Below are 12,727 nucleotides of genomic sequence, written 5' to 3' on the forward strand. Positions count from 1 at the left end.
AGGTATGTAAATTACTCAAATCCTCATCGACTGCTTTCATTGGCAAGGCTATTTTCTGTCTTTCATCTGCATTATAACATAACTTACAGAGTGCTCCGAACCATGATGCTGTATCAATAAGAGACGCCACACCCGAGTGAATAGGCTGCTGAAATATAAAAAGATCCCCCAAGGCGAATACCTCGAGGGATCTAAAAAATGGGAGAGATCATACAAGCTTAAGCGTTAGTTGGTTTCCTGCAATAGCTCATTGATCTGTGTTTCTGCATCCGCTGTGGTCGATTCTATCTCTGCGCCGTTAACCCAAACCGCGTCAAGTACCGATACGACGATGTCGGCTGCTTCTGTATAACCGTTGACCATTGGATATTTGCTGCCGTAGGCCTTAAGCTGATTAAGGGCTATCTCAAATTGAGGGGTTTCAGCATAAAGTTTCTGAATGGTATCTGTCTCAACAGCACTTTTTCGCGTCGGAACGTATCCGGTATAGGCACTGGCATATGCGGCTTGATCGGTTTCCGTCATCCACTTAATAAAAGTCCATGCCGCTTCTTTTTCCTTTTCACTGATACTGCTGGTCATAATCAAATTGCATCCTCCAGCGGCTACGCCGTAGGTGTCATTCATCGGCATTGGCGCAATATTTACCTCAAAACCGCTTTGTTCAGCAAGTCCTATGACATAAGAGATGTAAGCAGAAGAGACAGAAAACATAGCGGCATTTTGGCTCATAAAATCAATTTGTATTTGATTGGAATCACTGCCCGCATGGCAAGCGACATCCCCGTCTTCAATAAGCTCTTTAAAAAAACGTAGCGTTTCTTTTGATTCCGGTGTGTTAATATTGCTCGTATTATTCGCTTCATTTAGAATTGAGGCATTGCTCTGAAGTAAAAAGGCATCAAATAGCCATTCATCCGAATACATGGTCAGACCGTAGGTTCCCGTTTTTTCCTTAATAGTTTTGCAGTAGGCTGCAAGATCATCCCACGTCTTTGGACCTGACGGGTCAAGACCGGCTTCTTTTAACAAAGTCGCATTTAAATAGAGGACAGGGGTGCTCCTTAAATATGGCAAAGCATAATAAGTCCCGTCTACTTTACAATTTTCCAGCAGGCTCTCATAATAATCATCCATATTGACAGCATCTCTTTCAATATAGGGTGTGAGCGGTTCGAAGACGCCATTGTCGGCAAACGTTGTAATGTATCCGAGGTCCATAACGGTAACCGCCGGCACAGTGCCTGATACGTAGGCCGCCTGTAGCTTTTGACTGAGGTCAGCATAGGTGCCTTGATATTCGGCATTAACTTTGATGCCCATTTCCTTACCCACGGTTTCATTAAACTGCTTTGTCAAATTTAAATTGTTCTCTTCAATTGTATCCGTCCACGAATACCAAAAATCAATCTCTGTTACTTCGTCTCCCTGCGGTTCACTTTCTGCAGCATTCGTGTTTTCAGCAATGTGCTGTGAATTGTCCGTCACATTTTCGGCTGTCTTTTTCGTGTCACTGCATGCTGTCATAGAAAAAGTAATGACAGCCGCCAGCAGGATTGAAATCGCCTTTTTCATTTTTCCTGTACCTCCAATATTCATCGTTAGTCCTTGTATTGTTAATCCCTCTTAAATGAAGGAATAGTGGTGTTATTTTTCACCCATATATGTGAAGCCCTTTATAATCTGCTTTTGTGCAAAGAAGAAGGCAATCAGCACCGGTGCAACCAGCATGACATTTCCGGCCATAACAATCTGATAATTGACGCCGCTGCTCGAATTAAATAATGATGCAATCCCCACCGGCAGCGTTCTCACGTCATTATTGGTGGTCAGCACAAAAGGCCAAAAGTAATCATTCCAAGCCGTAATAAATGAAAATAATACCAAGGTTACCACAGTTGGCCGTGCAATGGGCAGCATGATGCGCCATAAAATTTTAAATTCGCTAGCATGGTCCAAGCGGGCCGCCTCTAAAAGTTCTTCCGGTACCTGCATAAATGTCTGACGCAGCATAAAAATACCAAAAGCACTGCTGGCAAAAGGTAAAATTAGAGAAGCATAACTGTTAATGAGGCCCCACTTACTGAACATGAGAAAGACGGGAAGAAAAATAAGCTGAGGCGGGATCATCATCGTCGCCAGCATGATCCCAAAAATCAAATGTTTGCCTTTAAATTGAAAGCGTGCAAAAGCATAAGCCGCGGGTATAACCGTAATAAACTGACAGATCATAATGCCTGTCGCGACGATGATGCTGTTTTTTAGCATTGACAGAAATGGGATCGCCTTAAATGCCGTTGCATAATTGATCCATTGAGGCACTGTCACCCAGAAATTTGGAGGCACTTTTATGGCCTCTACCAATGTTTTCAAAGAGGTGAGAAACATCCAGTAAAACGGCATGATGAAAATAGCGGCAATCAGTGTATTGACGACAAGCTTCATGATTTTTTTTAATGTTTTTTTTGCCATATGAAGGTTCCTCCAATTTATCTATAGTGAACGCGATGGCTCAGTCCGGCAAAGTAGAGTATGGTACAGATGCCGATAATAATCATGAGTACGACGCCTAAAGCACTCGCATAGCCAATTTTATAAAAGGTGAATCCGTACTGATAGATATCATAAACCAGTGTATTTGTTGCATTCATAGGCCCCCCCTGCGTCATGATTTTCACCGGCTCAAAGACCTTAAACGCCGCAATCATATTCATCAGCGTTAAAAAGAACAGCGTGGGTGAGATCATTGGAAGCGTGATCTTAAAAAAAGAGGTCCATTTAGTTGCATTATCGAGGCTCGCTGCTTCATAAAGATACTTCGGCACCGCTTGCATGGCAGAAATTAGAATAAGCGTATTGTAGCCAATGGACTTCCAGACTGAGATGAGGATGAGGGAATACAGAGCCGTATTGCTGTCAGTAAGCCATCCCATCGCAGGCAGACCCAAAATACTTAAAAGATAATTTAAAAAACCATAATTTGAATCCATAAGCCACATCCAGACAAACGTAATTGAAATGAGCGATACAATATGTGGGGTAAAAAGAATGCTTTGCAGCAGCTTGTTCGCCTTCGTTTCTCTTTTTAAGTAAACGGCCAGTATAATCGCTAAGACAATGGCAAAGAACACCGTAAAGAACATGTATTGAAATGAATTTCCAAGCACTTCCCAGAATGCTTTATCCGAGAAAAGCCTGATAAAGTTATGAAGTCCTACAAATGCTTTTGATCCAATGAGATTCCACTTAAAAAAGCTTAAGTAAATCATATAAAAAATGGGATACAATACAAATAGACCTAGAATAGCCATTGCCGGCAAAACCATGCCATAAGGCATCAGTTGTTTAAAATATTGGCGGACCTTACATTTGATCTGATCAAATGATACACGTCGCAATCCCATGCCGGTTTGCTGTTCTAGAACAACCGCTCCCTCTTTTGATTTCATCATGTATAGCACCTTTCTTCATCTGTTTCAATCCGATTTTGGTTCCCATCAAAAAACATGAGGTCTTTTGGGTTCAGTACAACATGACATGCGCCATAATCCACCATATTCAGTTGAAATGATTTTACATAGACCTCACCGTATTTTGTTTTCACCTTATAGAGGACATGGTCTCCAAGCATCTCTCTGGACTGTACAATGCCTTCTAAAAACAACTCGTTAATGCTTAAATCATTCATCTCAGGACATCTTTTTGCAATCCTGCTATGTTCAGGACGAAAACCGACATACCGTGCATGATGAGGTCCAATGCTGCTTATTGAGATCGGCTCCTTGCCGATTAAATCAGATTCCTTATCCATACGATCTTCAAGATCTATCGCCTCCACAGACAATATATTCATCGGCGGGGAACCAATAAAACGGGCCGTAAAGACATTGCTGGGATTTTCATAAATATCAGCAGGACTGCCTCTGTGCTGAATTTTTCCCTTATCAAGCAAAATGATATCTGTCGCCATGGACATCGCTTCTACTTGATCATGTGTGACGTATACAAATGTTGTCTTTAGTTTACGGTACAGCTCAATTAAGTCTGTCCGTATCTGACTGCGCAGTTTTGCGTCAAGATTGGACAAGGGTTCATCCATTAAAAAAACCGAGGGATTTTTTACAATAGCTCTCGCCAGCGCGACACGCTGTCGCTGTCCGCCTGACAGTTGATGCGGCTTTCTGGAAAGGTATGGTTCCAGATCGACCAACTTTGAAATCTCTGCAATTTTAGCCTGCCGTTCGGCTTTTGGCATTTTTATATTTTTTAGACCAAATTCTATATTTTCTCTTACAGTCATCGTCGGATACAGCGCATAATTTTGAAAGACCATGGCAATCTGTCTGTCGCCCGGCGCTATGTCGCTCACATTTTTTCCCTCAATGAGTACGTCGCCGGATGTCTCTTTTTCCAATCCGGCAATAATTCTCAAAATTGTTGATTTACCGCAGCCTGAGGGGCCGACGAGAACCGTAAAGCTGCCTTCTTTTATATTCAGGTTTAAATGTTCAATAACGGGTGTGCCTTTTTCATACGCTTTGGCAATGTTGACAAGTTCAATCTTATTCATATCGCCCCCAATTCTCCCCAGACGAATTTTCCATCGATCACAGTGGCTTCAATGGGAATATCTTTGATTTTGTCTGTAGCTATTGTTAAAGGGTTATCCTTCAAGATGACAAAATCAGCATATTTATTAGGTTCAATACTGCCTTTGCACGTTTCCTCAAAGCTTTGATAAGCCGCATGAATGGTCACGCTTTTCAGCGCTTCATAGACGGGAATTGTCTGATTTTCGCCAAGGATTCTGCCGCCTGATGTCATCCGGTTCACCGCAGACCATACAGAAGTCAGCGGGCTAATCGGCGTTGCAGGCGAGTCATTATGATTGGTAAAAATCATCTCTCTGTCCAAAGCTGAACGACAGGGGTGTACCCTTGATGCCCTAAAAGGACCAAGAAATAAATTATAATGCCGATCACCATGATAGTAGACATGACTTGCATAAAAAGATGGGATTATCTGTAAATCTTGAATGCGGTCCAGCTGGTCTTCCCGTACACTTTGACAGTGAACGATGATATGCCTTGCATCTGGACGTGGGTATTTGGCTTGGGCGGATGTAAAAGCCGCCAATACATCGTCTATTGCAGCATCACCATTGGCGTGTATTGCGATTTGACGACCTGCGATGTGGTATTTTTCGACCGCTTCAATCAGTGCTTCCCGTGGTCGCGCCGGAAAACCTCTGAAGAGGTCTGACCCTTTATGCATGGTGGGGTGCTGTTTATAGTAGGGATTCGTGAGATATGCCGTATAAGCTTGAAGCGACCCATCTGCAAAGATTTTAGTGGCACCTACTGACAGCATATGAGCATACTCTGACAAGTCATCCTGTTCATATGCATCAAGGGGATAGTTTTCATGCGGCAGCATTTGAATTCTGTTTTTTATAATGCCGCGTTGGTAAGCTGTTTTATAAAACCCCAGCATTTGGGGAATGGCTGCTCCCTCTTGCGCGCTTGTCACACCCGCTGCTAGGTATTCTTCTGTACTCTGCGCGAACGCAGACATTAGCATGCTTTCATCAGGCTTGACAAAGTGCTTCAACAATTGCATCATTGCCATTTCTTCAAAGATGCCCATGAGTTTTCCGTTACTGGGATCACGTCGGTAGATCATATCTGAGGGTGTGTTTTCCTCCGTCATACCGGCTGCAGTGATTGCAAAGCTGTTTGCAGACAATGCATGACCACAGGCATGCAAAATGATAATGGGATGTTTTGTACTGACCAGATCAAGGTCATAACGCGTCGGCGTGCGCTGTTCCATTAACAGCGTGTCATCATAACCTTCACCAAGAATGGGTTCGCCTTCAGGGGTTTCCGTCACTTTTTTCTCTAAAGCCTGTCGAATGTCGGCAATGCTGCTAATCCTTCCCATCGGCGGACATCTCAAATCGACGCAAAATTTTCTAAGTACGCCATTGAGCAGGAAATGACTGTGTGCATCGATAAATCCCGGAAGAATTGTTCGCCTGTGTACATCCACAACCTTTGTCTCAGATGAAGCAAAGCTGCAAACGGCTGCATTGCTTCCCACTGCAAGTATTCGGCCATTTCGCACTGCAATTGCTTCCGCGATCTGCCGTTCTGAATCCATTGTTATAACATGACCATTTTTTAGGATTAAATCTGCTTTTTGTTCCATTGTCTTCTCCATTTAAGTAAGGCTTTTGCATGATGCAATTGCCTCAATCAATCGCATTTAAATGCTATTTTGATGGTGACAGCCATAAAATATCGTTTTGCTTTAAAGTGTCAATCCATTTTTTTTCGGGTGCCGAATCGCAAATAATACCAGTCAGTGCTTTCAGGTCACATATTTTATAGGAGGTTCTCACATCCAGTTTCGTATGGTCGCATAAAACGTATTTATATTTCGCATTATTGACCAATTTTCTTGAGAGCATGGCTTTATCGCAATCATAGCTTGTGACACCACCCTCTAACGACACGCCTTCTGTTGAAATAAATGCTTTATTGACGTAGATGAGATCCAGCATTTCCTCTGAAATACCGCCGGATACTCTCAAATGCTTAGCGTTTACCACACCGCCGATAAAAATAATTTTCCCATCGAAAATACCCTTCACTGCCAAATCACACAAAACAGATAGAATGGGCAGCGAACAAGTCAAAATGGTCAGATTCTTCTTCCCGGTAATGTACTCAATGACTTTGTAGGTTGTACTGCCCTCATCCAGTGCAATAATATCATTGTCTTCGATCAGCTTTGATGCCTCTAAGGCAATGCCTTGCTTTTCAGAGATGTTTTCAATCTCTCGAAGTGAAAACGGCAGTTCTTGTTTTTCCAAAAATGATTTAACCGCACCGCCGTGAACCCTTTTTAACTTTCCCTGCTGTTCGAGTTCGCTTAAGTATTTTCTAGTGGTTTCGGTAGACACTTTCAGCTGCATGGCTATCTCTTCCACTTTTATTTTGCCTTTCGTGTTGATCTGCTCAAGAATGATGTTCTTACGTTCTTCACCAACGATGGACATGCCGATATCTCCTTTTAGTTATTAATGTGATTATTCTGTGATCGCTGCCGCTACTGCTTTCAGCAATCGATGTATATCGTTTTCATAGATTTCGCCGATATTGCCCATGCGAAAACTGTCACATTTTGAAATCTTACCGGGATAGATAATAAAGCCTTGTGCCTTTAGGCGATTGTAAAATTGGTGAAAGTCAAAATGCTCGGGATAGTAAAAGCTGGTTATGAACGGAGACTGGTGCTGCTTATTAATCATCGTTTCAAATCCCAGTTTAGCCATCCCCTCTGATAAAACGCTCTGATTCTTGCAATAACGGGCATATCTGGCATTAACGCCACCTTCTTCTTCCAGTTCTATAAGTGCTTGATGGAAAGCGTAAACCGTATGCGTCGGTGATGTAAAGCGCCACTTTCCGCCTATCTCTTCCATCTCTCGCCATTGTGAAAACAAATCAAGCGATAAAGAACGCGCCTGTCCTTCACAGCTGTTCAGCATCTCTGTACGAGCAATTACAAAGGCAAAGCCAGGAACACCTTGAATACACTTATTGGCACTGCTCACCAGATAATCAATCTGCAGTTCATCAACATCTATTGCCATTCCGCCGAAACTGCTCATGGCATCGACAATAAGTGTTTTATCATACTGCTTCACAATGCCCGAAATGGATTCAACCGGGTTTAATATGCCGCTTGTCGTTTCACAGTGAACAACGGCAACATGGGTTATCGCCTGATCACTTTCCAATGTTTCCGCCAATTTATTCACATCGGGGATTTTGGTTTCATCAAACGCCAACATCACATTATGGATGTTCAATCGATCTGCTATGTTTTTAATGCGCTGCCCATAGGCGCCATTTGATATGACCAGCAATTTACCGTCGTCTGGAATAACGGTGCCCAAAACGGCTTCCACTGAAAACGTACCGCTTCCCTGCATCAGTACGCTGGTATAATCGGTTCTTCTTTCCGCTTTCTTTACCGCCAAAGCAACCAGTTTTTCTCTGACAGACTGTACCATGGCATTGTATGCCTGATCCCAAGTACACCAGTCAATGAGCATCGCCTCTTTTACTGTTTTGCTCGTCGTCAACGGCCCGGGTGTTAATAAGATATAGGCATTGTCCGTTTTATCTGAATACATGCTGTTCATTATCTGAGCCCCTCCTCGTTTAGTGAAAGTCTCTTGTCAATTACTTCAACAACACTTCCGGCTTGATCGATGGAATCAATTACGTAGTCTGCGCCAGCTGCTAAAAATTTCTGCCGCACTGCTTCGGTTTTAAGATACAGTTCATGGTCCGATAATCGTTCAATCTGATCTATGGTAAGTCCGAGTTCACTGCCGCCCTTTATAACACCGACACTCCACATGCCTGCATTCTTGCCTTCTAAAATATCGCTCACCGTATCACCGATTTTGACAATAGCATTAGGCGGATAAACATCCAGCTTCATTGCGACCAAGCCACACATCCACGGGGAAGGTCTTCCGGCGGGAACACTGTCGGGTGTTACACAGCAGTCCACATGCAGACCTTTGGTTTCGGCTGCTTTTTTTACAGTGTCCGCCATTTCTTTTGTATAACCTGTCGTCGATCCAATGGCAATTCCTTTTTGCCGCAGTTGATCAATCAGCGATGTAATGCCTGGAACCGGCGTCGCATAATCTTCCAGATAATCAAAGATCACTTGCTCAAAGCGGTTGTAAAGTGATGCAACATCTTCATTGCCCGGCACTCTGTCATGACGTTCAATCCATCGTGATTCGATTTCAGGCAGCTGCAAGGTTTTGCGAATATGCTCTTTTTTTGACATCCCCATGTAACGCCTTGCAATTTCGTCGGTTAATTCAATGTCAACTTCTCCAAAAACTTTAATCAAGGCTTCTACAGGCGCCATGCAGCCAAAATCCACCATTGTTCCTGCCCAATCAAATATAACTGCGGTTACGCTCGTCTTCTTTTTCATTTTCTCCATCCTCATTTATATGACTTATGACAGTAAGAATATAACAGGGTTGCGTAAAATAACAATTATAAACAAGTAAAGTCGTTGTTAAATCAATTTGTTTACTTGGTTTTGATTGGTTTTATACGCATCTCCAACTAAAAACACCCTTAAAATCACCTCTGCTGATCACTGTTTACAAACACCAAACACAGATTTTACACCTGCTTTGTTGTATATTTCTTATGCTTGAGATAAGCTTTACACCAATTCACATTCGTTTTAGAAAAGAGGTTCACGTATGCCAAATAAGTTAATTGTATTATCTTTTGATGCGCTGCAAACAGGCGATCTCGATCTTCTTTCAAAGCAGCCGCACTTTTCCGAAATATTCAAGCACGCAGCAGTCGTCAAAGACCTGCATGCCATTTACCCAACACTCACATACCCCATCCATACCACCATTATGACAGGGGTGTATCCAGACAAACACGGCATCACACACAATCAAAAGTTTACAGTCAACCCGGAAAGCGCCGATTGGAATATGATTGGTTCTGATTGGTATTGGGAAAAAGAGAATGTCAAAGTAAGGACGCTTCCAGAGGCAGTCTATGAGAACGGCGGTACCGTGGCAACCGTTATCTGGCCCGTTATGGCGGGTGAAAAGAGGTGGTGCAACGTTCCCCAAATCTGGCCAACTAAGACAACTCGTTCGAGTGCACGCGCAATTTTTGAAAATGCAGCTTCTGAGGATGTCATGGCAGATTATTATGAGTCCTATATTGCACATTACGATTGGGATGCCAATATGGATGCGGCCTTTTATGCTGTCGATCTCGCCATCGATATCATCGCCCGCAAGAATCCGGATCTGTTGATGTGCCACGTGCTCCACTTAGATCATGTTCGCCACTTGTTCGGTACACAGGGGATGGCGATAAACACCTGTCTCAAAGCACTCGACATCATAATGGGCAGATTTATCAAGGCAGTCAAAGATGCCGGTTTATATGACCAAACCAATTTTGTCATTCTAGGCGATCATGGCCAAATACCTGTTGAAAACGTCTTTTATTTGAATAAGGCACTCAAAGACATGGGTCTAATTAAAAATATTGATAATAAAATGGGGATTGCCTACGATGCCTATAGTTTTTCATCGGGCTTTTCCAGTCAAATTTTTTTGCGGGACAATGAAGATAAGGCACTGAAAAACAAAGTTTACAATGCCTTATCGACATTGAGGACGCAGTATCCAGCGTATATAGAACACATTTATACCAAAGAAGAAGCCGAAGGCGCTGAGCATTTAAAAGGTGATTTTGTTTTTGTAGTCGAAGGAACAGAGGGGACGCTTTTTTTAAACGAAATGGATCGCGGCCTTGTGGTTTCAGCAAATGCACCTGACTATAAAGGCTACCGAGCAACGCATGGACACCATCCATCAAAAGGTGAAAAACCGCCGTTTATTGCATTTGGCCCCGATATCATCGAAGGCAAAACAATCAGTGAGGGCAAAACCATTGATATTTGCCCGACACTAGCTTCACTTGCCGGTGCTGAAATGCCCTCAGTCGTCGGTGTTCCCTTTGATATCATAAAATAATAAGCATGCTTTTAGATTGCCGTATGTTCTGCACACTGCCATCATAAAAAAGGACGTGAAAGCGATTATGCTCACGTCCTTTATCCTTATGTACGATATCATTGTTTTTTATTACAGCTGTCAACGACTAAGCGCTCCGACTTTTTTAAATCTCGTATAGACATACAACAGGTACCCGCAATGCAGGCAGGCAACGGCAGCAATCGGTACAACAGCAGTTGAAACCTTCGCCTTGTTGTTTACCAAAAATTTTTAGCAGGTTGTAATCCAAATTTATGGGCAAATTCTTTGATGAGAAACGTTTCTCCTTTGTGTTTAATGATTGTTTGGTAGTTTCATTTTAACAAAGTTGGGATTCTTCTTCTATTGTTTAAACTTCACTTGATAAGTGAAATGTAAAAGTAATCTAAAATATTGCTTCTATGCGGCGCCAAACGCCGTTTGAATGAACTGGATGAGCGCTGCTTATAATCACTTACTCCCGAGGAGGATAGGTCCCTTCATACGCAATACAGTATTGAATGGATATACTCGGCATGACATTATCATGTGCGCTCGCTTCACCTGTAGCTCTGATTGCGGCAGCCTCCATTGCAACTAAATTTTCTTTTTGACGGCAAAATACTTTTAAATTTCTGCTATCAGGGTAATTCGCACGTGCTATCATATACTCTGTATCACAAAGATTTTCGTTTGCCACTGCATCAATTGCCCTCAAACTGTGTGTATGTTTTGGCATTTCCGAGGTGCTGATACTTACTTTTTCAGTACCGCCCATTGCGCCAACCGGAAAGTCATCATTTCGGTGTATCACGATCCGCTCATTAATATTAGGCACATTAAATTCTATATGACTTTTTCCGCCAAACTGTTCATAAATAATGCTATATAACGCCGTATATTTGTTAATCTCCCATGATTTTCCGTTACATCGCAACCATCCTTTTGGAACGCCATAATACGGAAAGGCACGAACTTCGCCTATAAATTGATCCATCAACACTGCATCGCTGCCTGCATCGTCTCCTGTTGAGGTCTCTTCCTTTACACAAATAATATAACCGATACTCGTAAATGGCTGTAGATTCGTATGCGGTTTGTCTTCGCCTGTCTCTGATATTGTCTCTGATGCCATTGCCACACGCGTCTCCGATAATTTCGCATCCTTATAGAGATTAATATTTGAATTTGCAATCAGAAGATTTTGGGGATTTTTATCGGTTGCCGCTAGTGTACTCACATAAAATTTATGCGTATGATTTGGCAGGTGCTGTTCCTCTAACCGAACACTGGCCTCTCCCCTTTTTTGACCTAACTGATACGTGGATAATCCTGGTGCCGCCCCCTTGTTAACAGGTACTCTGCCTCTCAGATTCGGAAGCGCAAAGGTTGAATCGTCATCACTGCCATAAGTAGTACCAATTAGCTCGTACAAGGCTCTGTATTTTTCTTTTGATAACATCTGTCCATCACAAAATTCCCAGTTCTTAGGTGCATACGTTCCAGCAAAAATTTTAATTTCGCCTACATGACTGTCTTGATTACTTTTAGACATCGGCGCCTCCTTCATCATCAGTATCTAACTCCCATTCCGGGTATGTCCCTTCATAGGCAATACAGAAATTCAAAGCTAAACACGGCTGGATATTGTTATGAGCTTGATTGCTGCCGATGTTGCCAATCGGATCGACTTTTATATTTAGATTATCTCCATTAATCCCATACATATATAATGATACTTCCAAATTTTTAGCAATCCCCAAAAAATTATTTTCAGGTTTCATTTCATCACCATCGGCATTGCAGCCCATGAGTGTATGCGTGTGCTTCGGCATGTTCGATATGGAGAGTTCAACCGTTTCCTGCCCCCAGTAGGTACCCAGAAAGCGATTTTCACTTAAGCCATTGGCCGCTCGGCCCCTCAAATCCGGCAATCTAAAATATGTCCTGCCATCACCGCCATATCTTACACCAATTAAATTAAATAGGGCTTGCTGAACGAAGTTAAAACCATTGAGAATACTGACTTTGAAACGCTTTTTTGATATAATAAATGCAAGGATTTTAACATTTCTTCCACAAAAACCTTGCAGATGGAGGCGCCTC

Annotated in this window: 11 protein-coding genes; 1 reads left to right on the forward strand and 10 read right to left on the reverse strand. The window is 42.5% G+C overall.

From position 1 onward, the window contains the following. Positions 1-225: 225 nt before the first annotated feature. The 8 genes from KHM83_RS09595 to phnX all read right to left on the reverse strand — a co-directional run bounded on the left by KHM83_RS09595 (position 226) and on the right by phnX (position 9,033). Positions 226-1,575, reverse strand: a complete 1,350-nt coding sequence (locus tag KHM83_RS09595) for an ABC transporter substrate-binding protein (protein ID WP_213236792.1) — start codon at positions 1,573-1,575, stop codon at positions 226-228. Between the two features lie 72 nt (positions 1,576-1,647). After that, a complete protein-coding gene (locus KHM83_RS09600; protein WP_213236793.1) occupies positions 1,648-2,472 on the reverse strand; it encodes a carbohydrate ABC transporter permease in 825 nt (274 codons plus the stop codon). 17 nt (positions 2,473-2,489) lie between these two features. Next, a complete protein-coding gene (locus KHM83_RS09605) occupies positions 2,490-3,452 on the reverse strand; it encodes a carbohydrate ABC transporter permease (protein ID WP_246542993.1) in 963 nt (320 codons plus the stop codon). After that, on the reverse strand, positions 3,449-4,570 hold the full coding sequence (locus KHM83_RS09610) for an ABC transporter ATP-binding protein (protein ID WP_213236794.1): 1,122 nt from the start codon (positions 4,568-4,570) through the stop codon (positions 3,449-3,451). The genes KHM83_RS09605 and KHM83_RS09610 overlap by 4 nt, the downstream gene beginning before the upstream one ends. Continuing rightward, the gene (locus KHM83_RS09615; protein WP_213236795.1) at positions 4,567-6,210 is read right to left on the reverse strand and encodes an amidohydrolase; all 1,644 of its coding nucleotides are present in this window, start codon (positions 6,208-6,210) and stop codon (positions 4,567-4,569) included. The genes KHM83_RS09610 and KHM83_RS09615 overlap by 4 nt, the downstream gene beginning before the upstream one ends. A gap of 64 nt (positions 6,211-6,274) precedes the next feature. Continuing rightward, entirely contained in the window at positions 6,275-7,063 is a 789-nt protein-coding gene (locus tag KHM83_RS09620; RefSeq protein ID WP_213236796.1) for a DeoR/GlpR family DNA-binding transcription regulator, read from the reverse strand. Between the two features lie 30 nt (positions 7,064-7,093). Further along, a complete protein-coding gene (gene phnW / locus KHM83_RS09625) occupies positions 7,094-8,215 on the reverse strand; it encodes a 2-aminoethylphosphonate--pyruvate transaminase (RefSeq protein ID WP_246542994.1) in 1,122 nt (373 codons plus the stop codon). Then, positions 8,215-9,033 (reverse strand): phosphonoacetaldehyde hydrolase, encoded by an 819-nt coding sequence (phnX, locus tag KHM83_RS09630; protein WP_213236797.1) that lies wholly within the window; start codon positions 9,031-9,033, stop codon positions 8,215-8,217. Before phnX ends, phnW begins: the two co-directional genes overlap by 1 nt. Before the next feature lie 280 nt (positions 9,034-9,313). Here phnX and KHM83_RS09635 point away from each other — a divergent pair, with 280 nt between their 5' ends. Further along, positions 9,314-10,621, forward strand: a complete 1,308-nt coding sequence (locus KHM83_RS09635; RefSeq protein WP_213236798.1) for an alkaline phosphatase family protein — start codon at positions 9,314-9,316, stop codon at positions 10,619-10,621. Positions 10,622-11,096: 475 nt separating this feature from the next. Here KHM83_RS09635 and KHM83_RS09640 read toward each other — a convergent pair whose 3' ends face one another. Continuing rightward, the gene (locus KHM83_RS09640) at positions 11,097-12,176 is read right to left on the reverse strand and encodes a tail fiber protein (RefSeq protein WP_213236799.1); all 1,080 of its coding nucleotides are present in this window, start codon (positions 12,174-12,176) and stop codon (positions 11,097-11,099) included. Continuing rightward, positions 12,169-12,727 (reverse strand): phage tail protein (locus KHM83_RS09645; protein WP_246542996.1); only part of this gene is annotated, 559 nt, incomplete at its 5' end. The genes KHM83_RS09640 and KHM83_RS09645, both read right to left, overlap by 8 nt.

Origin of the sequence: Fusibacter paucivorans, assembly GCF_018390735.1 — a bacterium.
GTDB lineage: Bacteria > Bacillota > Clostridia > Peptostreptococcales > Acidaminobacteraceae > Fusibacter > Fusibacter paucivorans.